25 protein-coding genes and 3 pseudogenes are annotated in these 25,789 nt (G+C 67.8%); 14 read left to right on the top strand and 14 right to left on the bottom strand.

From position 1 onward, the window contains the following. The first annotated feature begins 2 nt into the window (after window positions 1–2). From GXN78_RS36065 to GXN78_RS36075, 3 genes and pseudogenes are all read left to right on the top strand, one after another. The gene (locus tag GXN78_RS36065) at window positions 3–1,202 is read left to right on the top strand and encodes a cytochrome P450 (RefSeq protein ID WP_106560698.1); all 1,200 of its coding nucleotides are present in this window, start codon (window positions 3–5) and stop codon (window positions 1,200–1,202) included. Window positions 1,203–1,237: 35 nt separating this feature from the next. Next, on the top strand, window positions 1,238–2,368 hold the full coding sequence (locus GXN78_RS36070) for an ABC transporter substrate-binding protein (protein WP_106560697.1): 1,131 nt from the start codon (window positions 1,238–1,240) through the stop codon (window positions 2,366–2,368). Between the two features lie 161 nt (window positions 2,369–2,529). Continuing rightward, a pseudogene (locus tag GXN78_RS36075) lies at window positions 2,530–3,627 on the top strand (aldehyde dehydrogenase family protein); the annotation flags it as partial. Between the two features lie 51 nt (window positions 3,628–3,678). Here GXN78_RS36075 and GXN78_RS36080 read toward each other — a convergent pair. Next, window positions 3,679–4,029 (bottom strand): DUF6788 family protein, encoded by a 351-nt coding sequence (locus tag GXN78_RS36080; protein ID WP_106561495.1) that lies wholly within the window; start codon window positions 4,027–4,029, stop codon window positions 3,679–3,681. 44 nt (window positions 4,030–4,073) lie between these two features. Here GXN78_RS36080 and GXN78_RS36085 point away from each other — a divergent pair, with 44 nt between their 5' ends. From GXN78_RS36085 to GXN78_RS41725, 7 genes and pseudogenes are all read left to right on the top strand, one after another. Continuing rightward, complete coding sequence (locus GXN78_RS36085) at window positions 4,074–5,789, top strand: IS1634 family transposase (protein WP_106561496.1); 1,716 nt, start codon at window positions 4,074–4,076, stop codon at window positions 5,787–5,789. 59 nt (window positions 5,790–5,848) lie between these two features. Then, window positions 5,849–6,289: pseudogene (locus tag GXN78_RS36090) on the top strand (aldehyde dehydrogenase family protein); the annotation flags it as partial. After that, entirely contained in the window at window positions 6,234–7,562 is a 1,329-nt protein-coding gene (locus GXN78_RS36095) for an FAD-binding oxidoreductase (RefSeq protein ID WP_106559867.1), read from the top strand. The pseudogene GXN78_RS36090 and the gene GXN78_RS36095, both read left to right, overlap by 56 nt. A gap of 100 nt (window positions 7,563–7,662) precedes the next feature. Then, on the top strand, window positions 7,663–8,805 hold the full coding sequence (locus GXN78_RS36100) for an FAD-dependent oxidoreductase (protein WP_106559868.1): 1,143 nt from the start codon (window positions 7,663–7,665) through the stop codon (window positions 8,803–8,805). Then, a complete protein-coding gene (locus GXN78_RS36105) occupies window positions 8,795–9,163 on the top strand; it encodes a (2Fe-2S)-binding protein (protein ID WP_106559869.1) in 369 nt (122 codons plus the stop codon). Before GXN78_RS36100 ends, GXN78_RS36105 begins: the two co-directional genes overlap by 11 nt. Beyond that, window positions 9,153–10,565: an NAD(P)/FAD-dependent oxidoreductase gene (locus tag GXN78_RS36110; protein WP_106559870.1), complete on the top strand. Its 1,413-nt coding sequence runs from the start codon at window positions 9,153–9,155 to the stop codon at window positions 10,563–10,565. The genes GXN78_RS36105 and GXN78_RS36110 overlap by 11 nt, the downstream gene beginning before the upstream one ends. Before the next feature lie 53 nt (window positions 10,566–10,618). Further along, window positions 10,619–10,717 (top strand): annotated as a pseudogene (locus GXN78_RS41725) (RidA family protein); the annotation flags it as partial. Here the strand turns inward: GXN78_RS41725 and GXN78_RS41730 are convergent. Next, a complete protein-coding gene (locus GXN78_RS41730) occupies window positions 10,701–10,901 on the bottom strand; it encodes a hypothetical protein (protein WP_219910108.1) in 201 nt (66 codons plus the stop codon). The pseudogene GXN78_RS41725 and the gene GXN78_RS41730 overlap by 17 nt on opposite strands. 25 nt (window positions 10,902–10,926) lie before the next feature. On the opposite strand from GXN78_RS41730, the gene GXN78_RS36115 reads away from it, so the two are divergent. Beyond that, window positions 10,927–11,406, top strand: a complete 480-nt coding sequence (locus tag GXN78_RS36115; RefSeq protein WP_219910109.1) for an aspartate/glutamate racemase family protein — start codon at window positions 10,927–10,929, stop codon at window positions 11,404–11,406. A 124-nt stretch (window positions 11,407–11,530) separates the two neighbouring features. Here the strand turns inward: GXN78_RS36115 and GXN78_RS36120 are convergent, their stop codons facing one another. The 11 genes from GXN78_RS36120 to GXN78_RS36170 all read right to left on the bottom strand — a co-directional run bounded on the left by GXN78_RS36120 (window position 11,531) and on the right by GXN78_RS36170 (window position 19,864). Then, window positions 11,531–11,887, bottom strand: coding sequence for a cupin domain-containing protein (locus GXN78_RS36120; RefSeq protein ID WP_106559871.1), 357 nt, complete (start codon window positions 11,885–11,887; stop codon window positions 11,531–11,533). Between the two features lie 173 nt (window positions 11,888–12,060). After that, the gene (locus GXN78_RS36125; RefSeq protein WP_106559872.1) at window positions 12,061–13,305 is read right to left on the bottom strand and encodes a cytochrome P450; all 1,245 of its coding nucleotides are present in this window, start codon (window positions 13,303–13,305) and stop codon (window positions 12,061–12,063) included. A gap of 16 nt (window positions 13,306–13,321) precedes the next feature. Continuing rightward, the gene (locus GXN78_RS36130) at window positions 13,322–14,086 is read right to left on the bottom strand and encodes an SDR family NAD(P)-dependent oxidoreductase (protein ID WP_106559873.1); all 765 of its coding nucleotides are present in this window, start codon (window positions 14,084–14,086) and stop codon (window positions 13,322–13,324) included. A 17-nt stretch (window positions 14,087–14,103) separates the two neighbouring features. Continuing rightward, entirely contained in the window at window positions 14,104–14,892 is a 789-nt protein-coding gene (locus GXN78_RS36135) for an SDR family oxidoreductase (protein WP_106559874.1), read from the bottom strand. After that, the gene (locus GXN78_RS36140; RefSeq protein ID WP_106559875.1) at window positions 14,889–15,356 is read right to left on the bottom strand and encodes a DUF3237 domain-containing protein; all 468 of its coding nucleotides are present in this window, start codon (window positions 15,354–15,356) and stop codon (window positions 14,889–14,891) included. The genes GXN78_RS36135 and GXN78_RS36140 overlap by 4 nt, the downstream gene beginning before the upstream one ends. A 61-nt stretch (window positions 15,357–15,417) precedes the next feature. Beyond that, on the bottom strand, window positions 15,418–16,062 hold the full coding sequence (locus GXN78_RS36145) for a VOC family protein (protein ID WP_239143120.1): 645 nt from the start codon (window positions 16,060–16,062) through the stop codon (window positions 15,418–15,420). Between the two features lie 29 nt (window positions 16,063–16,091). After that, the gene (locus GXN78_RS36150) at window positions 16,092–16,415 is read right to left on the bottom strand and encodes a 2Fe-2S iron-sulfur cluster-binding protein (protein WP_106559876.1); all 324 of its coding nucleotides are present in this window, start codon (window positions 16,413–16,415) and stop codon (window positions 16,092–16,094) included. Between the two features lie 31 nt (window positions 16,416–16,446). Then, window positions 16,447–17,475, bottom strand: coding sequence for a branched-chain amino acid ABC transporter permease (locus GXN78_RS36155; RefSeq protein WP_106559877.1), 1,029 nt, complete (start codon window positions 17,473–17,475; stop codon window positions 16,447–16,449). 2 nt (window positions 17,476–17,477) lie between these two features. Further along, window positions 17,478–18,350 (bottom strand): branched-chain amino acid ABC transporter permease, encoded by an 873-nt coding sequence (locus tag GXN78_RS36160; protein ID WP_106559878.1) that lies wholly within the window; start codon window positions 18,348–18,350, stop codon window positions 17,478–17,480. Between the two features lie 15 nt (window positions 18,351–18,365). After that, window positions 18,366–19,079 (bottom strand): ABC transporter ATP-binding protein, encoded by a 714-nt coding sequence (locus GXN78_RS36165; RefSeq protein ID WP_106559879.1) that lies wholly within the window; start codon window positions 19,077–19,079, stop codon window positions 18,366–18,368. Next, window positions 19,079–19,864, bottom strand: a complete 786-nt coding sequence (locus GXN78_RS36170; RefSeq protein WP_106559880.1) for an ABC transporter ATP-binding protein — start codon at window positions 19,862–19,864, stop codon at window positions 19,079–19,081. Before GXN78_RS36170 ends, GXN78_RS36165 begins: the two co-directional genes overlap by 1 nt. Window positions 19,865–20,020: 156 nt before the next feature. Between GXN78_RS36170 and GXN78_RS36175 the strand changes: the two genes are divergently transcribed. Genes GXN78_RS36175 through GXN78_RS36185 form a run of 3 tightly spaced genes read left to right on the top strand, consistent with a single transcriptional unit; the run spans window position 20,021 to window position 24,477 of the window. Continuing rightward, complete coding sequence (locus tag GXN78_RS36175) at window positions 20,021–21,718, top strand: FAD-dependent oxidoreductase (RefSeq protein ID WP_106559881.1); 1,698 nt, start codon at window positions 20,021–20,023, stop codon at window positions 21,716–21,718. Between the two features lie 34 nt (window positions 21,719–21,752). Continuing rightward, window positions 21,753–22,484 (top strand): SDR family oxidoreductase, encoded by a 732-nt coding sequence (locus GXN78_RS36180; RefSeq protein ID WP_106559882.1) that lies wholly within the window; start codon window positions 21,753–21,755, stop codon window positions 22,482–22,484. A 13-nt stretch (window positions 22,485–22,497) separates the two neighbouring features. Beyond that, window positions 22,498–24,477 carry an FAD-dependent oxidoreductase gene (locus GXN78_RS36185; protein ID WP_164256257.1) on the top strand — a complete coding sequence of 660 codons (1,980 nt, stop codon included), beginning with the start codon at window positions 22,498–22,500 and terminating at the stop codon, window positions 24,475–24,477. Window positions 24,478–24,545: 68 nt separating this feature from the next. Here GXN78_RS36185 and GXN78_RS36190 read toward each other — a convergent pair whose 3' ends face one another. After that, a complete protein-coding gene (locus GXN78_RS36190) occupies window positions 24,546–25,754 on the bottom strand; it encodes an ABC transporter substrate-binding protein (RefSeq protein ID WP_106559884.1) in 1,209 nt (402 codons plus the stop codon). Between the last annotated feature and the right edge of the window lie 35 nt (window positions 25,755–25,789).

Genomic DNA, 25,789 nt, shown 5'->3' on the forward strand with positions numbered 1-25,789 from the left:
CCATGAGCGCTGTCCTTGCCCCTGAAGCGCCGGTCCTCGACGAAGACCCGTTCTCCGACGAGAACATCGCCGACCCCTACCCCTTCTTCGAGCGCATGCGCGAGCTCGGCCCCGCGGTCTTCATCGCGCCGCACGGCTACTACGCGGTCGGCCGCCACGACGAGGCAGGCATCGTCGCCAGCGACTACGCGCGCTTCACCACCGAAGGCGGCGTCGGCATGAGCGACATCCGCAAGCCGGGCGCCTGGCGCACCCGCAGCCCGATCGCGGAGCTCGACCCGCCGGAGCACACGCGGGTGCGCGCGGCACTGCAGAAGATTCTGTCGCCGCTGGTCATCAAGACCTGGAAGGAGAAGTTCGCGCAGCGTGCCGAGGAGGTCGCCGACCAGGTCGTGGCGCGGGGCAGCATCGATGGCGTGGCCGATATCGCCGAGGCCTTCGTGCTGGACGTGTTCCCCTCGGTGCTGGGCGTCGACGTCCCGCCCGAGCGCATCAAGCTCACGGGCGAGCTCAACTTCAACCAGATCGGGCCCAACAACGAGCGCGTGGCCCGCACGCTCGAGCGCGCCGGGCCGATCATGGACTGGTACCAGCAGGTGCTGCAGCGCGAGTACATGCTGCCGGGCGGCTTCGGCGAGAAGATCTACCAGGCCGAGGACGCGGGCGATTTCGACAAGGGGACCGCACCCTTCCATGTGCGCACCTTCTTCCGCGCCGGCGTGGACACGACCATCGCGGGCATCGGCTCGACGCTCAAGCTGCTGTCCGAGCACCCGGAGCAGCTGGCGCTGGTGAAAGCCAACCCGTCGCTGGTGAAGGGCGCGTTCGAGGAGGCGCTGCGCATGGAGTCGCCGGCCCAGGTGATGTTCCGCACCACGACCGGCGAGGTGGAACTCGGCGGCGTGCGGCTGAAGGCCGACACCAAGGTGGGCTACCACATGGGCGCGGCCAACCGCGATCCGCGCCAGTGGAGCGAGCCCGACCGCTACGACGTCACCCGCCAGACCACGGGCGTTCACCGCGCCTTCGGCCAGGGCGCGCATGTCTGCATCGGGCAGATGATCGCGCGGCTGGAGGCGGAGTGCATCCTCGGCGCGCTGATCCGCCGCATCCGGCGCATCGAGCCGGCGGGCGCTGCCCGCTGGCGGCCGGTGAACACGCTGCGCACGCTGGACGTGCTGCCGCTGACGCTCGTCGTCTAGAGCCTTCACACGCACGCACACAAAAGGAGACCACCATGCACACGCACCGCAGAGCCGCGATCGCCGGCGCCATCCTCCTCGCCTTCGGCGGGCTTGCCTTCGGGCAAGGCAAGGACATCCCCGTCGGCGTCTTCAACGCGATGACCGGTACCTACGCCTTCGGCGGGGTGCCGATCCAGAATGGGATGAAGCTGGCCCTGGAAGAAGCCAACACGCAGGGCCTGCCGGGCGGCAACAAGTTCAAGGTGTTCGAAGGCGACACGGCCGGCGACAAGGGCCAGACCATCAACCTGGTCAACCAGTTCGTGAAGCGCGACAACGTGATGCTGATCCTCGGCCCCACCATCAGCGGCGAGGCGCTGGCCGGTGCGCCCGTGGCCAACGACCTGAAGGTGCCGATCCTGGCCATCGGCAGTTCGCCCGGCATCCTGGCGACGGGCCCCTGGGCCTTCAAGATCCAGGCGACGCCGGGGGACATCATGGGCTTCCTCGGCAAGCTGGCAGTGGAGAAGCTGGCCGTCAAGCGAATCATCCTGCTGCACGACCAGAGCAACGACGGCTATGTCGGCCAGAAGAACGCGCTGGCCGACTACCTGGCCAAGGCAGGCACGACGGTGGTGGCCGACGAGAAGTTCGTCTCCTCCGAATCCAACTTCCTGGCGCTGGCCACCAAGGTCGCCACCACGCCGGCCGATGCGATCTTCATCGCGGCGCCGGCCGAGGTGACGGCCAACCTGATCCTGCAGATCCGCCAGGCGGGCCTGGATTCGAAGGTCAAGTTCATCGGCCCGTCCACGCTGGGTTCGCTCGGCTTCATCAAGGCCGGCGGCAAGGCGGTGGAAGGCACCTACGTCGTTTCCGACTACTCGCCGAACAGCCCGGCGCCGATGAACCAGGCTTTCGTCAAGGCCTACCAGGCCAAGTACAAGTCGGTGCCCGACAACTGGGCGGGCATGGGCTACGCGCTCGGCCAGGTGGCGGTGCAAGCGGTGAAGAACGCGGGGCCCGAGCCGGACCGCACGAAGATCCGCGACGAGCTGGCGAAGCTGAGCAAGGTGCCGATGGTGCTGGGCAACGGGACGTGGAGCGTGGATGCGGGGCGCAATCCCAGCTATGGCGGTGTGTTGCTGCAAGTGAAGGATGGGAACTTCGCTGCTGTTCAGTAGCTCGGCGGCTCTGGTCGCTTAGGGGGGTTCGCTTCGGCAGCAGGATCTGCTGTAGCGACTCGCACAACCGCAGCCTGCTTTGTGCAAGAGCCTCATTGAAGCACCGGCGCGAGGGGCACGCAGCCTAAACTTTTGGACGTCATTTCCGAAAGTCCGACTCCATGAACTCCTCCATCATCGAGCACCTCAGGAGCGCTGGCCGCCTGGATCGCGCGTTCATCGACGGCGAGTGGGTCGTGCCCCAGGGGCAAGCTCGCGCCTGTGTCATCGACCCGTCGACCGAAGAGCCGGTCGCGGAGATCGCGCTGGGAACTGCGCAAGACGTCGATGCGGCGGTGGCCGCAGCGCGCCGCGCCTTCGCCACCTGGTCCGTGAGTTCCGTCCAGAGCAGGGCCTTGCTTCTCGACCGCGTCCACACCCTGATCCTCGAGCGCGCAGAACTTTTCGCCCAGGCGATCTCACAAGAGATGGGCTCTGCCATCGGCGTTGCGCGCAGCACGCAGGTGCCGTCTGCGGCACAGCACATCCGCGTGGCCCGGGACAATCTGGCCAGCTATCCGTTCCTCACCCATCGGGGGGACATGGCCATCCTGCGCGAGGCCATCGGCGTGTGCGGCCTGATCACACCATGGAACTGGCCGCTCTACCAGATCACCGCCAAGGTCGGCCCCGCCCTGGCAGCGGGATGCACGGTTGTCTTGAAGCCCAGCGAGCTGTCGCCCCTGAGCGCCTTGCTCTTCGCCGAGGTGGCGCAAGACGCAGGCATCCCGCCGGGTGTCTTCAACCTGGTGAACGGCAGTGGGCCCGAGGTCGGCGCTGCCTTGGCGGAGCATCCGGACGTCGACATGATCTCGATCACCGGTTCGACGAGGGCCGGCGTCCTGGTTGCCCAGGCGGCGGCCCCGACGGTGAAGCGCGTGGCCCAGGAACTCGGCGGTAAGTCGCCCAACCTCATCTTGCCGGACGCGGACCTCTCTCGTGCCGTACCGGCAGGCGTGGCGGCCGCCTTTCGCAATGTCGGCCAATCCTGCAGCGCTCCGACTCGCATGATCGTGCCCCGCGAACACCTCCAGGAGGTCGAACGGATCGCGCTCGAAGCGGCATCCAGCATCGTCGTGGGCGATCCGCGTTCGCAGCAGACCACGCATGGCCCGGTGGCGAATCGCGCGCAGTTCAATCGGGTGCAGGAAATGATCGGCATCGGAATCACCGAAGGCGCGCGGCTCATTTGTGGCGGCCCCGGCCGGCCGGACTTACTTTCCGCAGGTCGGCAGACGCATTTGCGCGTAATTTCCTGACGCCCGGGAAGATCAGGGTTGGCGCGGTGCTTCCAGGTCGATGAGGCGCTCGGTCTGCTCCTCCCACGCCCGCATGAGCTTCTTGGCGTGGCGTTGGTTGTCTATGGCCTGCTGCAGCAAACTGGCCTGCTCGGGCGTGACCACGCGGTGCACAAGCTTGCCGTCCCTGAGGTGGCCCCATTCGTAGTACGGACCGTGCCGCGCCGAGGGGTCCTGGGCGCAGCGGCAACTCGGCCTGCCGCACACCTTCGTGCGCTTGTGCAGCGTGCCGGAGCACAGGTATTCGATCTCGGTGAGCGCGGCTCGGATGCGCCCGATCTTCTCGCGGGTTTGCTCAATGCGTTGGGCGACTGAACTCGGCATAGGCTCTTGACGGGTGTGTTGCTGGCGATAATAATATCGCCAGCATGCCGCGCTCGCAAGCCCCCACTTCCACCATGGAGGAGGCAGGCTTCACTCTTCACACCGAGCGCCTGGGCCCGCTGCCCCTGATCAACCACTTCATCGAGCGCATCGGGCTGACCGAGACGCTGTCGCGCTTCGTGGCCTCGGACCGGCGTTGCGCCGTCAGTCACGCCAGCGCGCTGGGCGTGCTGCTGCGCTCCATCATCGTCGAGCGTGAGCCCATCTACCGTCAGCAGGAGACGGTGCACGGCTTCGCCGACGGCATGTTCGGCATCAGCGCCCGGGAGATGGGGCACCTGAGCGACGACCGCCTCGGACGGGCCCTGGACCACCTGTTCGATGCCGACCGCACCGCGTTGCTCACCGAACTCGTCCTGGCCGTCGGGCAGCGCTTCGGTGTGCGTTTCGAGGAGTTCCACAACGACTCCACGACGATCAGCTTCTGTGGCAGCTATCGCGGCGCGGGCGGGCGCCAGATCCGGGGGCGAACCGCCCCGGCGATCACGTACGGGAGGTCCAAAGCGCACCGCCCCGATCTCAAGCAGCTGCTGTTCATCCTCACCATGAGCGCCGATGGCAACGTCCCCGTGGCGTTTCGCTGCACCGACGGCAACACCAGCGACTCAGTCACCCACATCGAGACTTGGAACACGCTACGCGCCATTGCCGGCAGCAGCGACTTCTTGTATTGCGCGGACTCAAAACTTTGTTCCCGCGAGAACATGGATCACATCGACCGCGCGGGCGGCCGCTTCGTCACCGTCATGCCGCGCAACCGGCTGGAGGATGCGCAGTTCCGCGAATGGATCCAGACCCACACGCCCGAATGGACCCTGGTCTGGGACCGGCCCAACCCGCGTTACGGCGACGGGCCGCGCGACTGCTGGTACGTGCACCGCGCCCCTCTGCCCTCCATGGAGGCCTGGTCCATCGTCTGGGTCTGGAGCACGCTGCTGACGCTGCGCCAGCACGCCCGGCGCCTGCGCAACATCGCTGCGGCCATCGAGCAGTTCGAGGATCTGCGCCGGCGCCTGGCCTCCTCCAAGACCCGACTGCGCGGCGCCCCGGAGATCGACCTGCAGATCAAGCTCCTCCTGGAGCAGCACCACGTGGGCCGCTACCTCAAGGTGCGCCGCGTCGTGCGCGAGGAGCATGTATTCAAGCAAGCGCGCCGCGGTCGCCCCGGCCCCGACACCGCCTACCGCAAGATCACCAAGCGGCGCTTTGACGTGCAGTGGGTCATTGACGAGGACGCCATCACCTACGACCGCAGGAGTGATGGCTGCTATCCGTTGATGACCAACGACCGCACGCTCACCGCCGCCCAGGTCCTTGAGGCCCACAAGGGCCAGCCCATGATCGAGAAGCGCTTCGAGCAGGTCAAGACCGTGCACGAAATCGCCCCGGTCTTCCTCAAGAACGAGGGGCGCATCGAAGCGCTGTTCACGCTATACGCCATCGCGCTGTTGGTTCAAGCCCTCATCGAGCGCGAGCTGCGCCAGGCCATGGCGCGCGAGGGCATCGAAGAACTCCCCATCTATCCCGAGCAACGCCAGTGCGCGCACCCCACCACCGAGCAGGTGCTACGGCTGTTCAGCCTCGCCGAGCGCCACCATCTGCTTCAGCACGGACACCCCGTCCAGGTCTTCGACCTCAAGCTCACACAGTTGCAGCGCCAAGTGCTCGCCCTCCTTGGCGTCCCGCCCGGCACGTTCTAGACCCGTCCTTCGCAGTCAGGAAATTACGCGCAAATGCGTCTCCCGACCTGCGGAAAGTAAGGCCGGAGGCTTTAAGCCGCGGCTTCTACTGCCGCCCGACCATCTTCACCGCGGTGCATCCTCAAATGCAGATCGCGCAGGAAGAGATCTTCGGGCCGGTGCTCGCGATCATTCCCTATGACAGCGTGGACGAGGCCGTGGAGATCGCCAACGACACCGTCTACGGCCTGGGCGCCCATGTGCAAGGCAAGGACCTCGGCGCGGCGCGCGCCGTCGCGGCGCGCATCCGCTCCGGGCAGGTGCACATCAACTATCCGGCCTGGAACCCCCATGCCCCCTTTGGCGGCTACAAGCGGTCGGGAAATGGCCGCGAATACGGAATCGAAGGCCTCGAGGAATATCTGGAAACCAAGGCCATTCTTGGCTTCCAGGGCGAGATTCATCATGTCCCCTCCACTGCACCATATCAACACTTCCCCCACGCCACCGGCCTCCGCTGACGTCGTCGTGATCGGCGGCGGCATCATCGGTGTCTTTAGCGCCTACTACCTGGCCAAGCGCGGCCTTTCGGTCGCCTTGGTTGAAAAGGGCCGGATCGGCGCCGAGCAGTCGAGCCGCAACTGGGGCTGGTGCCGCCAGCAGAACCGCGACGCCCGCGAACTGCCCATGGCGACCCAGAGCCTCGATCTCTGGGAGCAATTCGGCGCCGAAAGCGGTGAAGACACGGGGTTCCATCGCTGCGGGCTGCTGTACCTCAGCAACGACGACGCCGAGCTGTCCCGCTGGGCCAGCTGGCGCGACTTTGCCAAGACCGCCGGCGTGACGACCCACGTGCTGAGCAGCCGAGAAGCCGCCCAGCGCGGGCAGGCGACCGGTCGCGCCTGGAAAGGCGGGGTCTACTCGCCCAGCGATGGCACCGCCGATCCTGGCAAGGCAGCGCCGGCCGTGGCAACTGCGCTCATCAAGCTGGGGGGCAGCGTTCACCAGAATTGCGCGGCCCGCGGCATCGAGACGGAAGGCGGACGGGTCAGCGGCGTCATCACGGAAGCCGGGGTCATCAAGACCAGGACGGCCGTGCTCGCAGGTGGCGCCTGGGCCTCCTCGTTCTGCCGCCAGCTCGGCATCCGTTTTCCCCAGGCCTCGATACGCCAATCCATCCTAAGCGTGGCGCCTGTGGAGCATCGCTTGCCGGATGCCGTGGTGTTTGGCGGAGGCGTGTCCGCCACGCGCCGCAACGACGGACGCTACGCCTTGGCCATCAGCGGCCGCGCACGCGTGGACGTGACGCCGCAGTTCATGCGATTCGCCCCGCAGTTCTTGCCCATGTTCGCCAAGCGCTGGCGCAACCTTCTGCCGGGAGGCCTGCAAGGCATGCGTGGTGGCCACGAAACGCTGAAGCGGTGGCGGCTCGATGCGCCGACGCCGATGGAGCGGGTGCGCATCCTCGATCCGAAGCCCTGTTTGTCCACGATCAGGGAGACCCACCGCCGCGCCGTCGACCTGCTGCCCCAGCTTCGCGACGCCAAGATCACGCACGCCTGGGCCGGCTTCGTCGACAGCACGCCGGACGGTGTTCCCGGCATCGGCGAAGTGCCGTCCATACCGGGCTTCATCCTGGCTGCGGGCTTTTCCGGACACGGCTTCGGAATCGGCCCTGGGGCTGGCCACCTGATCGCGGACCTTGCCACCGGTGCCGAACCGATCGTGGATCCCATACCGTACCGGCCGGAGCGATTCAGCGGCTCGGCATGGGGCAAGGTCGCTGATTTCTAGGCCGCGCCTGCGACGCGCCGAACCCCCACCCAGCTACCCGCTTGAACGGCTGATCTGGATAGCCGCGCAGCAACGCGATAAACCGGCACCAAAGGCATCCATGTTTTCGAGCGATGTGATCGTGATTGGCGGCGGCTTGGTCGGCACGGCAGTGGCCTATGGGCTGGGCCAGCTCGGCAAGAAGGTCACGGTCCTGGACGAAGGCGACGATGCGTTTCGCGCCTCGCGCGGGAACTTCGGCTTGATCTGGGTCCACGGCAAGGGCCGCGGCGTTCCCCACTATGCCCGCTGGACCCGGGAGTCTGCCCGGCAGTGGCCCACGCTGGCAGCGCGACTTCAAGGCGAAACCGGCATCGATGTCCAGGCCAGGCAGAACGGCGCCTTCAACCTGTGCTTTTCCGAGGCCGAACTCGAGGCGCGCAGCGAGCGGCTTGCCGCGGTGCGCGACGAGGTGGGCGGCGACTACCCGTTCGAGATCCTGGACCGCGCGGCCCTGCTGCAGCGATTGCCCCACATCGGACCGAAGGTGATCGGCGCCAGCTACTCGCCGATGGACGGACATGTCAATCCGCTCAAGCTGCTGCGCGCCCTGCACACCGCGTGCATCCAGCGAGGCGTGATGCTGAAGACAGGCCACGGGGTGGAGCGCATCACGCACGCAGACGGCTTGTTCACGGCGCACGTCCGCGGCCAGCAGTTTCGCGCGCCCAAGCTCGTATTGGCCGCGGGGCTGGGCAATGCGCGCCTGGCCGGTCAGGTCGGCCTTCATGCGCCGGTGCGGCCGAATCGCGGGCAATTGATCGTCACCGAGCGCACCGAAAAGCTCTTCGACTGTCCCACGGGCCATATCCGGCAGACCGACGAGGGCGGCATCCAGATCGGGGAGTCCATGGAAGATGCGGGCTTCGACGACAGCACGACAACCCGCACCCTGGCCGAGCTCGCGCGCCGCGCCGTCGCCAGTTTTCCCGTGCTCGGGCAGCTCAATGTGGTTCGGGTATGGGGCGCGTTGCGGGTGATGACGCCCGACGGCTATCCGATCTACCAGGAATCGACATCTTGCCCAGGCGCCTACGTCGTCACGTGTCACAGCGGCGTGACCCTGGCCGCGGCCCACGCCTTTCGCATCGCCCCGTGGATCGACGGCGCAGCCGCGCCCGAGGAGTTGGACGCCTTTCAGGGCGATCGCTTTTCCGCCGCAGACCATCCGACACGGCCCCTGGATCACCACCATGCCCACTGAACCGCTCTTTCGCCCGATCTCGGGCGCCACCGAGCCCTTCATCGACGTCGAGTTCGACGGTCGCCGCCTTGCGGTGCTCGGCCAACGCTCGGTGGCTGCCGCCTTGCTGGCGGCCGGTGTGTCGCGCTTTCGCTCCACGCCCATATCGGGTGCGCCACGTGCGCCCTACTGCATGATGGGCGTTTGCTTCGAATGCCTGCTGGAGATCGACGGCGTGGCCAATCGCCAGGCCTGCCTCGTGCCGGTCCAGCCGGGCATGAAGATCCGCTCGCAGGAAGGCGCCCGCAGCTGGGAAGCCATCCGCACGGCCAGCGGCGGCAGCAACGAGAACACCACCGAGAACAGCCATGCAGCTTGATGCGGTGAACGGCGCGGTGAGCGGCGCGGTGGACGGCGCGGCCGATGTCGCCGTCGTGGGGGCGGGCCCGGCGGGTCTCGCAGCGGCCGCCGCCGCGGCAGAACTGGGGCTGTCGGTCGCGCTGCTCGACGAGCAGGCGCATCCGGGCGGCCAGATTTACCGCGACGTCACGCGGGCCGGGGTCGATCGGCTGCAGCTGCTCGGGGACGACTACGCCGCAGGCCGAGCGCTGGTGGAGCGCTTCACGCAATCGAGGGCGCGGCACGTGGGCGGCGCGGCTGTCTGGAACATCACCCGTGATCGCGTCATTCACTACTTGAAGGACGGGCGATCCCGGTCCATGACGGCCGGCCAAGTCATCCTGTGTACCGGTGCGATGGAGCGGCCGTTTCCGATTCCGGGCTGGACGCTGCCCGGCGTGATGACGGCCGGGGCGGCGCAAATCCTTCTCAAGAGCGCCGGCGTGGCGCCATCGCAGCCGGTCGTGCTGGCCGGCTGCGGACCATTGCTGTACCTGCTGGCCTGGCAGTACTTGCGCGCCGGTGTGCGCATCGGCGCCATCGTCGACACCACGCAGCGCGGCGACTACCTGCGGGCCCTGCGCCATCTCGGCGGCGCACTGGCCGGATGGCGCGACGTGAGCAAAGGCCTGGGCCTGATCCGCAGCATCCGGAGCGCCGGCATCCCCTGCTACCGCGGCGCAACCGACCTCGCCGTGGAAGGCGGCGAACGGGCCACGGCCCTGGGCTTTCGTATGGGAGGCACGTCGCACCGCGTGCAAACCGATCTCGTGCTGCTGCACCAGGGCGTGGTGCCGAACAACCAGATCACGGCGTCGCTGCGCCTCGCGCACCGTTGGGACGACCAGCAGCTGTGCTGGGTGCCGGTGGCCGATGCCTGGGGCCGTCTCGCGCTGGACGGCTTCCTGGTCGCCGGGGATGGGCGGGGGATCGCCGGCGGATTGGCAGCGGCCTTGCAAGGGCAGCTCGCCGGCCTGGCCGCGGCGCACGACGCCGGGCGTGTGTCCGAGCTCGAGCGCGACCGCCAGGCCGCGCCGCTGCGCTCGGCGCTTCGTCGCCATCTGCACATTCGGCCTTTTCTCGACACGCTCTACCGTCCCAAGATCCAGCATCGCGTGCCGGCCGACGACGTGATCGCCTGTCGCTGCGAGGAAGTCTCGGCCGGCGAACTGCGCCGATCGGTTGCGCTCGGCTGCCAGGGGCCGAGCCAGGGCAAAGCTTTCACGCGCTGCGGCATGGGCCCCTGCCAGGGGCGCCTTTGCGGCCTCACGGTCACCGAGGTCATCGCGCATGAGCGCGGCGTCTCTCCGGCCGAGGTCGGCCACTACCGCATCCGCGCTCCCATCAAGCCGATCACGCTCGAAGAGCTGGCCGCACTTTGATTCCACTTTTTGACGCCTGGAGATCGCACCAATGACCGACATCACCCGCGTCGTGGTTGCCCAAAGGCGCCGGCCCGGCGCGCGCCACCGGCGAATCCAAGCTGGGACACCCCGACTTGCTGGTGGAGATTCTGGTCACCGCCGCTGTCTGAGCCATCGACCACCCGAAAGGCTTCCGTGATCCGGCGCATTGCCTTCCTCCATACGGTCGCGATGCTGGTCGAGCGTTTCCGTCCGCGCTTCCAGTTGGAACTGCCAGACGCAGACTGCTTTCACATGCTGGACGAAAGTGTCCTGCAGGACCTGATCCGGCAAGGTCCCTTCAAGCGGCATCACGCGCCGCATCGTCGCACTCTCACAGATGGCGGCCGATGCGGGTGCCGAGCTGATCGTTTTCACGTGCTCGTCGACCTCGCCGACCATCGATATCGCGCGCCGGACGGTGAGTGTGCCGATCCTCAAGATCGACGACCCCCTCTACGCCCGCGTGGCAAGCACGCCGGGCCGCGTCGGTCTGATCTGCACGGCCTCGTCGACGGTCGCGCCGAGCCGGGCACTGCTGGCGGTGCACGCGCAGAGTGCCGGCCGGGATATCCCTGCAGAGAGCGTCCTGTGCGCGGCGGCATTCGACGCCCTGGCCAGTGGCCGGCGTGACTTGCACGATCGCCTCGTGTGCGAGGCTGCGGCAAAGCTGGCGCCAAGCGTCGATCGCATCGTGCTGGCGCAAGCCTCGTTGGCGCACCTGGCGGAACCGCTCGCCGACCAACTGGGGCTGCCGGTGTTCGCGAGCCCGGAACTGCTGGCGCAGGAGGTGGTCGCCCGGGTGCGGGACTCGGCCTGATACCTTGGCCGCCATGACCATCCTGCTCGGCTGCATCGCCGAGGGTCTGCCTTTGCGTGTGCAGCCACGCACCTCGGTGCCTGGCTGCGAGCGCACGCTTTCGAAGCGGCAGCGGGGTTCAGACTCAGGCCATGATCCACACCTTGCGCACGGTCTCGAGGGTGCGCCAGGTACCGGTGTAGCCTGGCTTCATGATGAAGCAGTCCCCGGCCTTGTAGACCACTGGGGACTGTCCGTCCTCGGTGAGCTCGACCACGCCGGACAGGATCATGCAGAACTCCCAGGTCTCGCCCTTGATGGAGCGGTTGACGCCGGGTGTCGACTCCCAAACGCCGGCGCGCACCTTGTCGTTCTTGGCGCTGTCGACGTCCCAGTTGCGGCACACGATGTCGCCTTCGATGACGCGTTCGGCCGGCGGCCGGTATTCGCGCGCATCGCCGAGTTGGTCGAAGTTGAAGTTGACAAGCAGATTCTTTGACATGAAAAGTGGACTCTCAGGAGGGTGGAACACGACCACGATGCTATGTTTTGGTGTTCCCCCGCTGGTGCCGAACCCGATGCCGAAAACGGTGACAAATGCGCGATTGGCTGGCGGCAAAGCGCAATCTGCTTGCACGGGCAAATGCGTTGAGATTGCCGCGACTGCGTTCCCGGTCAGTGCAGCGTCACACGCAGCGCGTCGGCCGCCCGAAACACAAAGGTATGCAAGTGCCCCGCGGCATCCGGCTGCACCAGCCGCATCTTCGGAAAGCGCTTCGAGAACTCCTCGAACACGATCTTCATCTCCAGCCGCGCCAGCGGAGCACCCAGGCAGAAGTGAACGCCATTGCCGAAGGTCAGCTGCTTGCGCGCGTTCGAACGCCGGATGTCGAAGCGATGCGGATCAGGGAACACCTCTTCGTCGCGATTGGAAGAGGCCAAAGACAGCACGATCGGCGCACCCTTGGGAATCGTGACCCCGCGGAACTCCACGTCCTCGAGCGCGATGCGCCGCCAGCCGATCACCGCGCCGGCATAACGCATGCCCTCCTCCACCGTGTTGGCCGCCAGCGAGGCGTCGGCGCACAGTGTCTCCCACTGGCTGCGGTTCTCCAGCAGCGATCGGAAGGTGTTGGTCAGTTGGTTGGTGGTGGTCTCGTGGCCGGCGAAAGCAACGCCGAAGGTGTGGGTGATGATCTCTGGAATGCTGATCACGCTGTCGTCGCCGTTTCGGATCGCCAGCATCCGGCTGGTGAAGTCGTCGCCGGGATTCTTCTGCCGGTCCGCCACCAGGGCGGCGCAGTATTGCCAGAACGCCCCCATGTTGCGAGCGCCCTCCAGCTGCTGCTCTGGAGTCGCCGGGCTGAAGTCGATCACGCTGCGCGCGCCGGCCCACTTCTTGACGCTGGGAACATCCGCGTCCGGAATGCCCAGCAGCTTGAACACCACGTGCGCGGGCAGTTCATGGTTGACCTCGGCCAAGAGGTCGATCTCGTCCTTGCCCTCGATGCGCTCGATCGCCTCGGCCACCAGCCGGCGAATATGCGACTCGAGCTTCACGAACTCGCGCAGGTTCAGCGTCTGGCTGGTGACGGCCCGGATGCGCTTGTGCACCTCGCCGCCCAGGCTGGAGTGGCTGCCGGTCTGGTTGAGGAAGCCGCCCTCGCGCAGGATGGCCTCGGCGTCCGGCAGCATCGGCGTCACCGGCCGCGTGGTGTTCTGGGAGGAGAAGCGCACGCCGTCATGCAGCACCGCGTAGACGTCGCTGTGCTTCGTGAGCACCCAGTAGCCGATTTCCTCGCACCAGAACACCGGCTCGTCACGCCGCTGCACCTCGAAGGCGGCGTGCAGCTCCGGGCTGTAGTAGGGCTTGAAGTTCTGCGTGGCCGCGTGGAAGGGACAGACTGCAGTGGTGTTCATGGTTGCTTCTCCGGGTTCAGCGCATCAGCATGCCGCCGTTGACATCGATGGTGGCGCCGGTAACGAAGCCGGCGCCGGGCGACACCAGGTAGGAGAGCGCGGAGGCGATCTCCTCCGGCTGCCCGATGCGGCCCAGCGGCACCGCCGCCGTGCCGAGGAACTTCTGGTCGCCGTGGCCGGCCGGCACGGTCTGGTGCAGCATCGGCGTGTCGATCGGGCCGGGCGCGATGGTGTTGACCGTGATGCCCAGCGGCGCCGCCTCGCGCGCCGCGACCTTCGACAAGGCCAGCACCGCGCCCTTGGATGCGCTGTAGGCCGCGCCGCTGTTGAGGCCGCCCATCTGGCCCGCCGCCGAGGCGACGGTGACGATGCGGCCGTGCGCGAGCGTGCGCCCGGCGCAACGGCGCAGCATCTCGCGCACGCAGAGAAAAGTGCCGGCGGCATTCACGCGCATCACGCCGTCCCATTCTTCCAGCGTGATGTCCACGGTGGGCAGCCGCCCCGGCGCCGGATGGATGCTGAGGACGCCGGCGAAGCATGCCAGCACCTCGACCGGCCCCAGCTTGCGCTCGACCGTGTCGAAGGCCGCGCGCACGCTGCCCTCCTCGGCCACGTTGCAGGCCAGGCCGATGTGGCCGCTGCCCGGCAAGGAAGCGGCGGCACGTTCGGCCGCCGCTGCGCTCAAGTCGGCCACGGCGACCCGCAGGCCGTCCTCGGCCAGCTTGCGGGCGCTGGCCAGCCCCAGCCCGCCCGCGGCGCCGGTGATGAGTGCGATGCGCATGAAAAATCTCCTGAGGTTCAACCGTCCGGGTGGGCATTCGCCCAGCACTGCACCAGCGGCTCGCTGATGTAGGCGCTTGTGCTCTGGCCGCCGTCGACCGCCAGCACCTGGCCGGTGACAAAGCCGGCGTCGTCGCTGCAGAGAAAAGCGGCAGCGCCGGCGATCTCCTCGGGCGTGCCGGGCCGGCCCATCGGCGTGGTGCCGACGATCGTGGCCTGGAAGCGCGCGGTGCCGAGTCGCCCTGCGGTCTGCGGCGTGGCGACGATGCCGGGCGCGATCGCATTGACGCGGATGCCCTGGTCGGCGTAGTCCGCGGCCAGGTTGCGGGTGAGACCGATCACGCCGGCCTTGGCCATCGAGTAGACGGCCTGCCGCCGGTAGCCCACCAGTCCCAGCGTGGAGGCGATGTTCAGCACGACGCCCCGCGACGCGATCAGCGCCGGGAAGGCGGCACGCGTGATCATGAAGGTCGCCTTCTGGTTGATGTCGGCGTACTTGCGGTAGTCGGCCTCGGTGGTCTCGTGGAACGCCGGGCAGTTGCCAAGTCCCGCGTTGTTGACCAGCACACGGATGCCGTCGAAGCGGCGCAGACATTCATCCGCGATGGCTTGCGGCGCGTCATCCGCGGTGACGTCGGCCACGAAGGTCCGCAGTGTCTCGGACCGCGGCAGCGCAGCCAGGCCCTCGGCGCTGATGTCGACCGCCAGCACCCGCGCGCCCTCCTCGTGCAACCGCAGCGCAATGGCGCGGCCGATGCCCGAGGCGGCGGCGGTGACGATAGCCGGGCGGCCCTCGAAGCGCTTCATGCCACTTCCCAGACGTCGTAGACCGGGCCGTCCGCCTCGCGCGTGCCGGTGCCGATGGCGATGCGGTCGTTGAGCCATTCGAGGCCCGGCGCCGCGGTCTCGAACTGCACCGCGACCCGGAAGTAGTCGACGCCGCGGGGAATGGGTTCGCGGTTGACGATCTTCTTCATGATCTCCGGCGTCGGCCCGTTGCGGCGCCCACTGTAGGTCATGTAGATCAGGCCGCCGGAGTCGGTCTCGAGCATCAGCCGCACATCCAGGTGCAGGCCGCCGTCGGGCCGCTCCAGCACCACGTCGGCTCCGCCGGGCAGCACGCGGCCGCGCAGCCGCTCGCCTTCGAAGCGGCCACCGCTGACGCACATCACGCGCCGAGTGAAGCCGTGCGGCACGGCACCCACGAGCTGCGGCGGCGCCGTCACCTCCGCCTTGATCTTGAACAGCGCGCGCAGTTCGACTGGCGTCATTGGAAAACCTCCGCGCTGCGCGCTGCGGTGCGAGCCCCCTTCGGAGCAGCCGGGCGGCGGCTCATGCGACCTCGCTCTTAGCGTAGCGCTTGCGCACGTCCTTGATCAGCTCGAGCAGCGCCTCCGGCACGTCGCGGCCTTCGGCCTTGGCCTTGCGCTTGCAGTCCTCCCACAGCTTCAGGTCGGCGTAGCCCTTCTCGGTGTGGCGGTTCCACTGCTTGTCGAGCGGGGTGGTGATCTCCAGCCGGATGCCTGCCGGGTCGTGGAAGTAGATCGACAGGATCAACCCCTTGTGGTCGGTCGGCCCGATCACGTCGACCCCTTGCGAGCTGAGCCACTCGTACCACTTCATCACCTCCGCGCGGTCCTTCGCCTCCAGCGCGATGTGATTGAAGATGTCGTAGGCCGGGTGGCTGGACTTGGACGGCGGCGGCACGCCGGGAGCCTCGAAGAAGGCCAGCGTGGAGCCGTCGCCCATGCGGAAGAAGATGTGGAAGTAGGGAATGGCATCGCCGGTGGAGGGCACGCTGTCGTCCAACACCGTGCTGGCCAGCTCCATCCCCATGATGCGGGTGTAGAAGTCCGTGGTGGCCGCCGCGTCGGGCGTGACCCAGGCCGCGTGGTTCAGCATCATCGGCGTCAGGCCGGGGTTGGGCGTCAGTGCGGCCTGGGGCTTCGCAGTGGTTTCAGGGGCGGTGACTTGCATGGGAACGATCTCCGGGTTGGGTTCAGTGCTCACAGTTGCGGATCCGCGATGCGCACGGCGATGCCGTCGAGCGCATCGCTCATGACGATCTGGCAGGACAACCGGCTGCCGGGCTCGCGCGGCGCTGCGGTGTAGTCCAGCATCTGGCTCTCGGTATCGACCGGGGGCGGCAGCAGCGCGGCGAAGCCGTCGTCCACGATCACATGGCAGGTGGCGCAGCTCATCACGCCGCCGCAATCGCCGACGATGCCGTTGATGTCGTGGGCCGTGGCGGCCAGCATCAGGCTCTGGCCATTGGCAACTTCGATGTCGGCGCGCTCGCCGTTCGGATGGATATAGATGACGCGTGGCATGACGTGACTTTCGTTCAGTGATGCAAGAAGGTCAGTCCCCTCCCCGGGGACGTTGGCCGCGTTGGCGCAAGCGGCCCAGGCCGTCGCGCAGCAGGCCGACAAAGCCCTGCGGCATCAGGAACATGCACAGGATCAGGAAGCCGGCAAAGATGGCCGAGGGTGCGGACTTGGAGATCTGGTCGGCGATGTTGGGAATGAACTGGATGAAGGCAGCGCCGACCAGCGCCCCCGAGATCGTGCCGAGCCCTCCGACCACCGCACCCACGAGGAAGAAGACCGAGACGAACATGCCGAAGCTGTCCGGCGCGACGAAGGCGGTGGCGATCGCGCCCAGCGAGCCGGCCACGCCGGTGTAGAGCGCACTGACGCCGAAGGTCATGGCCTTCACGTAGGGCACGTTGATGCCCATCGCCGATGCCGCGATCGGCTGCTCGCGGATGGCGATGGTGGCGCGGCCCAGCCGTCCGCGCAGCATGTTCCATGCGCAGGTGAACAGGAAGGCTGCAATGACGACCACCACCAGGTAGAGCCACTGGTCGGCCGACAGCTTGATCCCCCAGGGCGCCTCCGGCTTCAGCAGCGTGATGCCCTGCACGCCGCCGGTCCACGACTCCAACGCCTTGTGCTTGAGCAGCTGCGGCGTGGCCAGCGCCAGGGCGAAGGTGGCGAGCGCGAGGTAGTGGCCCTTGAGCCGCAGCGCCGGCCAGCCGAACAGGAAGCCGAAGGCAAAGCAGACCATCGCCGACACCGGCAGCGTGGCCCACCAGGCGAAGCCGGCGTACTCCATCAGCACCGCCGTCACGTAGGCGCCCAGTGCGTAGAGCGCACCATGGCCCAGCGACAGCTGGCCGTTGTAGCCCACCAGCATGTTGAGGCCCAGGACCCCGATGGCGGTGATCAGGGTCATGGTGACGAGGAAGATGGCGTAGTCCGACAGTCCGAATGGCACGGCCAGGGCGGCCAGCACCAGGGCGCCGATGGCGAGCAGTCGCCATGACCCGCCGGAGGTACTGGCCTGCATCGGCGCCGCGGTCACGGAAGAAACAGGAAGTGCCGACATGTTCAGACCCTCGCCACCAATTTGCGACCCCAGATGCCCGAGGGCCGGATCAGCAGCACGCCGACGATCAGCACCAGCGCGAGCGAGAGCTTCAGCTCGGTGCCCACCACGTAAGTGCCGGCCAGGTTCTCGATCACGCCGACGATGAGGCCACCGGCCACCGCGCCCCAGGGGTTGTCGATGCCGCCCAGCAGCGCTGCGGCGAAGGCGTAGATCAGCACGCCGCCCATCATGTTGGGCTCGAGAAAGACCACCGGTGCCACCATCAGGCCGGCCACGGCGCCGATGAGGGCGGACAGCCCCCAGCCCATGGAGAGCATCAGTGACACCGGGATACCGGCCAGGCGCGAGGACACCGGGTTCTCCGCCGAAGCGCGCATCGCCAGGCCGAGCTTGGTGAAGCGCAGGAAGGCAAAGAGCACGCCCATGACCAGCAGGACCACGAGCGCCGTGCCCAGTTCGTGACCCGAGATCAGGTTCGTGCCGCCCGGCAGCTTGTCCGGGAACGGGCTGGGAAAGGGTTCCAGCTGGTGCCCGAAGATCCAGCCGGCCAGCGAGTTGATGCCGACGAACAGGCCGATGAAGACGACGATGACGGACAGCTCCGGCACGTCGCCCAGCGGCCGGAGCACCAGCCGCTCGATGGCGAAGCCGGCCACGAAGCCGAAGGCCAGCGTGCCGAGCGCGGCGGCCCAGTACGGCAGGCCCCACTTCAGCAGCAGGAAGGCGACGAAGGTGGAGAACATCGCCATCTCGCCCTGCGCGAAATTGATGTGGTGGGTGGACTGGTAGATCATCACCAGCGCCAGGCCCAGGCAGGCATAGATGCCGCCCATGGCGAGGCCGGAGGCGAGCTGTTGGAGCAGGCTGTACATGGTGGGTGCCCTCGTTCAGAAACCGAGATAGGAACGCCGGATCTGCTCGTTGTCGCGCAGCTCCTTCGCCGTGCCCGACATCACCGTGCTGCCCGTCTCGAGCAGCCAGGCGTGGTCGGCCAGGTCGAGGGCGCGCGCCACGTTCTGCTCCACCAGCAGGATGCTCACGCCCTCCTGCTTGTTGACCACGCGCATGATGTCGAAGATCTCGCGAATGACGAGCGGCGCCAGGCCGAACGAGGGCTCGTCCATCAGCAGCAGCCGCGGCCGCTGCATCAGGGCCCGGCTGATCGCGAGCATCTGCTGCTCGCCGCCGGAGAGCGTGCCGGCCTGCTGCTGGCGGCGTTCTCGCAAGCGCGGGAAGTAGCCGAACATGCGCTCCATGCTCTCCTCCACTTCCTGCTTGCTGCGGCGCAGGTACGCGCCGACGCGCAGGTTCTCTTCCACGGTCATGTTGACCAGGGTGCCGCGGCCGTCCGGCACGTGCGCGATGCCGAGCGCGGCGATCTTCTCGGTCGTGTACCCATCGATGCGCTGGCCGGCGAAGCGGATCTCGCCGGTGCGCCGCACCAAGGCGCTGATCGCTCGCAGGGTGCTGGTCTTGCCGGCGCCGTTCGCGCCGAGAATGGTGGTGATGCCGCCTTCGGCCACCTCGAAGCCGATGCCCTTGAGCACGCGGGTGGCGCCGTAGAAGGCCTCGACGTTCTTCGCTTCGAGCAGGGCGGCCATCAGGCGGTCTCCGTTCCGAGATAGGCGCGCACCACCTCCGCGTCGGCCTGCACCTGGGCGGGCGGACCGTCGGCGATCTTGCGGCCGAAGTTCATGGCCACCACCTGGTCGGACACGCGCATCACCAGGTTGAGGTGGTGCTCCACCAGCAGCACCGTGACCTGGAAACGGTCGCGCACGTCCATGATCAGCTGGCGCAAGGCATCCACCTCTTCGTGGTTGAGGCCGGCGGCCGGCTCGTCGAGCAACAGCAGCTTGGGGTCGGCCACCAGGGCGCGCGCCATCTCCACGCGCTTGCGGGTGCCGAAGGACAGGTGCTTGACCGGCGTCTCCGCCACCTCGCCGAGCTGCAGCAGCGCGAGCAGGCGGTCGGTGCTCTCGCGCACCTGCGCTTCCTCGCGCCGCACGGACGGCAGGCGGAACGCATTGGCGAGATAGCCGGTGCCGGTGCGGCAGTGGCGGCCGACCATCACGTTCTCGCGCACCGTCATGGCCGGGAACAGCGCAACGTTCTGGAAGGTGCGGCCGATGCCGGCGGCGGCAATCGCGTGCTGCGGCTGGCTCAGCAGGTCGACGCCGTCGAAGGCGATGCTGCCGGCCGCCGGCGTGTAGAGGCGGCTCAGGCAGTTGAAGAGCGTCGTCTTGCCGGCGCCGTTGGGACCGATCACGCCGCAGATCTGGCCGCGGCGCACCTCGAAGGAAATACCGTCGAGCGCCACGATGCCGCCGAAGCGGACGGAAAGATCGCTCACGCGCAGCAGGACATCGGATGGAGGAAATGACATGGAGGCAGTATTCGCGCGCAGCCTGAGCCCGTCTGTCCCCTGCCGGTGGTACTGCGCCCCCCCTGTCCCTTGGGACGGGGACAGACGGGCGCGGCCGCCGATGCCACATTCGCCGCCATCACCGGGAAATGCGCGAAAGGCGCGAAAGGCATTGCAATGATCGAAACCGATGTCGTGGTCATCGGCAGCGGCGCCGCCGGCCTCACGGCCGCCATCACCGCCCGCGCGTCGGGTCTGGAAGTGCTGGTGCTGGAGAAGACCGACCTGTTCGGCGGCACCACGGCCTACTCCGGCGGGGCGCCCTGGATTCCCTGCAACCATGTCATGAAGCAGATCGGCCTGGACGACAGCCGGGCCGCCGCGCAGACCTATCTGCGCGCCGTGCTCGGCGAGGCCTACGACGAAGACCTGGTCGGCAGCTACCTCGACAACGCCGCGCCCATGCTGGCGTTCATGGAGCGCCACTCACAGGTGCGCTTCAAGCCCTTCCCCCTGCCCGACTACGAGAGCGAATTGCCGGGCGCTGCGCGCAGCCGCTCGCTGCTGACGCAGGCCTTCGACGGCCGCCTGCTGGGCGCGCGCCTGGCCGACCTGCGCATGCCGCTGCCGCAGCTGATGTTGTTCGGCAGCATGCAGATCGAAGGGGCCGACATCCACCCCATGCGGCACGCGCTGAAGACCTGGGCCGGCTTCACGCACACGGCGAAGGTGATGCGCCGTTTCGTCGCCGACAAGCTGCGGCACGGCCGCGGCACGCGGCTGGTGAACGGCAATGCGCTCGCGGGGCGGCTGTTCCACTCGGCCATCGAGGCTGGAGTGACCCTCTGGAAGAACACGCCTGCCTTGGAGCTGATCGTCGAGAACGGCTCCGTGCGCGGCGTGGTGGCGCAGCGTGAATTTCATCGCATCGAGGTCCGCGCGCGCAAGGGCGTGCTGCTGGCCACGGGCGGCTATGGCGCCAACGAGAGGATGCGCGCGAAGTACATCCCCTTCGCCGAGCATCACCACTCGCTGCAGCCGGAAGGCAACGTCGGCGACGGCATCCAGCTGGGCCTGAAGGCAGGCGCCGTCCACGACCCGGCGCACGCGGGCGACTGCATCTGGACGCCGGTGTCGCTGCTGCGCAAGCCGGACGGCAGCGTCGTCAAGTACCCGCACATCTTCATCGACCGGGCGATGCCGGGCTGCATCGCGGTGGACCCGCAGGGACGCCGCTTCGTCAACGAGGGCACGTCCTACCAGACCTTCGTCGGCACCATGCACCAGCGCGGCTTCACGCAGGTGCACCTGGTCGCGAACCGCGAGTTCGTCAAGACCTATGGCCTCGGCCTGGCGCGTCCGCATCCCTTCAATCCCCAGCCCTTCGTCGATGCCGGCTATCTGCTGGAGGCCGCAACGCTGGCAGAGTTGGCCGGCAAGATCGGCGCCGATCCGGCGCAGCTCGAAGCGACCGTGCAGCGCTTCGACGAAGCGGCACGGCGCGGCGAAGACCCCGAGTTCGGCAAGGGCGCCGATGCCCACTCGCGCTTTCGCGGCGACCAGACGCACCAGCCCAATCCATCGGTGGCCCCGGTGGGCCCCGGCCCCTACTACGCGGTCGTGCTCTACCCGGGCGACCTGAGCACCGTGGGCGGACTGGACACCAACGGCCGCGCGCAGGTGCTGAACGGGCAGCGGCAGCCCATCCCGGGCCTCTACGCCGCCGGCCTCGACATGAACTCGATGATGCGCGGCCGCTATCCCGGCGGCGGCAGCAGCATCGGCCCGGCGATGACCTTCGGCTACATCGCGGCACGCCACATGGCCCAGCGGCAGACGCTGGCCGAGCGCCAACCGCTTGCGGCGATGGCGTGATCGATCCCTCTTCCCTCCATCGAAAGACTCACCGATGAACAACCTGTTCGACCTGCGCGGCGAGCGCATTCTCATCACCGGCGCCGGCGGCGCCATCGGCGGCGCGACCGCGCGCGTCTGCGCGGCGCTGGGTGCCGAGCTGTTCCTGGCCGACCTGAAAGCACCGGCCGAGCTGGCCGAAGAACTGAAGGCGCGCGCGGCGCCGCTGGACAACACGAAGCGCGACGACGTCACGGCGCTGGTGCAGGACATCGGCCCGCTCGATGCGCTGATCGACACTAGCGGCTACTACGTCAAGGGCGACTGGCTGGAAGGCGGCGATGAATGGGAGCAACTCTTCGAGCGCACCATGGCCGTGAACGTGAAGGGTCCCACCAACCTCGTGCGCGCCGTGCTGCCGGCGATGATGAAGCGCGGCAGCGGCCGCATCGTGCTCACCAGTTCGATGGCGGCGCGCAATGCCGGCTCGACGCTGGCGGTCGAGCCGGCCTATGCGGCATCCAAGGGCGGACTCTCGGCGCTGGTGCGCTATTTCGCGCGGCAGGCGGCGGCGTCGGGCGTGGTCGTCAACGGCGTTGCGCCCGGACCGATCCTCACGCCGTTGCTGGTGTCGGCCAACCAGCCTTTCACGGTGGACCAGTACCCGATGAAGCGGCTCGGACAGCCGGAAGAGATCGGCTGGCCGGCCGCCTTCCTGGCCTCGCGCGGCGCCAGCTTCACGACCGGCGCCGTGCTGGACGTCAATGGCGGCATGTGCTTCTCCTGAGGCGAACGCGCGCATGCAGTCGCTCGACGTGCTCAGGGAGCCCATACGCATCGGACAGGTTCACAGCCGCAACCGGATCTACCTGCCCGCGCACCAGGTGAGCCTGCCGCCGGCGGCGTACGGCGCCTACCTGGCCGAGCGGGCACGGGGTGGCGTGGGGCTGATCGTGACGCACGGCTTCCACGTGCATCCGGCCAGCGCCCGCGCCGGCGTCTCGCCCTGGGAACCGGCGTGGGCCGATGCGGTCCGCCAGTTCGTGGCGCCCAGCAGGCAACAAGGCGTGCCCGTGTTCGTGCAGATCACGCACATGGGTGCCAGCGGCACGCGGCGCACCGACGAGATCGGCTGGTGGGGTGCCGTGATGGCGCCTTCGCAGATCCCTTCGCCGGTGCACCGGGCCAGCCCGAAGCCGATGGAGGAAGAAGACATCCGCGAGGTGATCGAGGGCTTCGCAGCCACCGCGGCCAATGTCCAGGCGGGCGGCGGCGACGGGGTCGAGATCCACGGCTCGCACGGCTACCTGCTCAGCAACTTCCTGTCGCCCTACTGGAACAGGCGCAGCGATGCCTGGGGCGGCGACACCGAACGGCGCGCCCGCCTGGCGCTGGAGATCGGCAAGGCGGTGCGCCGGCGCTGCGGCAGCGATTTCGTGATCGGCATCAAGCTGAGTCTGGACGAATACCTCGGCGACGCCGGCACCACGCCGGACGAGACCCTCCGCGTGCTCCGCTTCCTCGAGGAGGCCCGGCTGTTCGACTACGTATGCCTGTCGCACACCGACTACCACCAGAACCACAAGCTGGTGCCGCCGCAATCCAGCGGCGAGACGGCGCCGCTGGCGGCCAATGCGGCGCGGGTGCGCAAAGTCCTCGGCGGGCGCATCCCGCTCTTGATCCAGGGATCGGTGCGCACGCTCGAGAAGGCGGCCGAGATCGTGCAGCTCGGGCAGTCCGACCTGGTCGGCCTGGTGCGGGCGCACATTGCCGATCCGGAGATCGTGAACAAGGCATTCGAAGGCCGCGCCGATCAAACGCGGCGCTGCGTCGGCGCCAATCAGGGTTGCTGGCGCAGGCTGGGCCAGAACGTGAGCTGTACGGTGAACCCGGCGGCCGGACGCGAGCTGCAGTTCGGCGTTGCGCTCGTCAGGCCCGCGGCCGCGCCGAAGAAGGTGCTGGTGATCGGCGGCGGCCCCGCCGGACTCAAGTTCGCGGATACCGCTGCTTCTCGCGGTCACCAGGTGACCCTGTGGGAAGGCAGTGGCCGGCTCGGTGGCCAGATCCGCAGGGCGGGCCTGCTGCCGGACTACGGATCGTGGACCTTCCTGGTCGACGACCTGGAGGCATCGGTGCGTCGCCGAGGTGTGGCGCTGGTCATGAACCGGCACGCCACCGCCGATGCGGTGGCCGCCGCGGGCGCCGACGAAGTGATCGTGGCGACGGGCGCGCGCTGGCAGCGCAGCGGGTTCTCGATGTTTCGAACCGACCGCGATGCCATTCCGGGCGCGGAGTCGGCGGATGTGATGGATGCACTCGCCGCGCTCGACACGCTCGACGCGTGCGGCCGGCGCGTGCTGATCGTCGACGACAACGGCGACTACCTGCCGTTGGGGCTGGCACGCTTGCTTGCAGCGTCGGGCCGGGAGGTGACGGTCGTCAGCGCCGACGCCATGCTCGGCCGCAAGCTGGAGGCCACGCTGGACTGGCCGTGGATCATGCCGCGGGTGGTGCAGGCCGGCATCGCGCTGCGCACATCGACCTCGGTCGAGCGCATCGAGCCGGGCCGGGTCATTTTGCGCAACCTGCTCGCCGGTCCGCACGAAGCGCTGGCTGCCGACACGGTGGTGTTGTCGATGCTGCGCGCGAGCGACGACGCGCTCTATCACGAGCTCAAGGCGCGCGGCCTGCCGGTGCACCGCATCGGCGACTGCGTGGCGCCGCGCGAGGTGGACGACGCGGTGCTGGAAGGCTTTCGCGAAGCGCACGCGATGGCGTGAGTCCTGCAGCACCAGCAAGAAAGGCCGCTCGCGCGGCCTTTCTCTTTGGCGAGTGTCCGAACGCTGTGTCAACGCTCGATGGTGATCAGCTCCGTCATCGGCTTCCACGACTTGCCGTCGAACCTGGCGAGCCGCGCCTGGCGGATCGGGTAGTAGTCGTCGGCCCGGAAGTTGATCTTCATGCCGGGCAGCAGCATGCCCAGCTCGACGTCCTTCAGGCCCTGGATCTGCTTCAGCAGGTTCTCGCGCGTCAGGTTGTCGCCGCAGCGCTGCAGCGCCAGGGCCGTCAGCTGGGCGCCCATGTAGGTGTAGACCGAAGTGGTGTCGCCCGGATCGTCGTTGGGCAGGTACTTCTTGAAGAAGGCCAGGTAGTCCTGCATGGCCTTGTCTTCGGCCCATGCCGGATCCGAGGGCGTCTTGAACCAGTAGCTGGACACCAGGCCCACGGAGTTGTCCAGGCCGGCCGGCGTCAGCACGCCGGTGATGGAGCTGGACACGAAGGGCACGATGTACAGAGGCTTCCAGCCGATGGCACCCACCTTCTTGATCGCCTGCGCCTGGGCCTTGTTGGAGGCGAACACGACCAGCGTGTCGGCACCGGAGGCCTGCAGCTGCAGGATCTGCGAATCGACGGTGGGGTCGCTCATCTCCTGGCTGACTTCCTTGACGATGTTGGCCTGTCTTTCACCCAGCGCCTTGCGAAAGCCGCGGATGTACGACTTGCCGACGTCGTCGTTCTGGTAGAGCACGCCGATCTTGGCATTCGGCTTGGCCTCGGCCAGGTACTTGCCGAAGATCGAGCCTTCGATGTCGTAGGCAAAGGAGAATGGCACGGTCCAGGGCGTGGCCTTGGAATCATGCAGGCCGGGACTGGAGGCGTAGAACAGCAGCTGCGGCACCTGCTTGGCGTTCAGGTACTTCTGCACCGCGGTCTGCGCGGCGGTGCCCATGGAGTTCACGATGCCCAGCACCTGGTCGGACTCGACCAGCTTGCGCGTCACTTCCACGGTCTTGGGCGGGCTGTAGGCGTCGTCCACCGACAGCAGGTTGATCTTGCGGCCGTTGATGCCGCCCTGGGTCTCGTTGAGCATCTTGAAGTAGGCGACGGACATGCGCCCCACCATCGAATAGGCGGAGCCGGGGCCGCTGTAGGCGACCGTCTGGCCCAGCTTGATCTCGGTGTCGCTGGCGCCGGGGCCGTATTTCTTCTGGGCTTGGGCCGGCACGACGGCCGCGAGGCCGGCTGCAGTCAGCAAGGCAAGGAGTGAAGCTCGCATGGGGTCTCCTGGTGTGGGTGAACTCGGTGGCGCAA

This window comes from Variovorax sp. WS11, from assembly GCF_010499245.1.
Taxonomy (GTDB): domain Bacteria; phylum Pseudomonadota; class Gammaproteobacteria; order Burkholderiales; family Burkholderiaceae_C; genus Variovorax.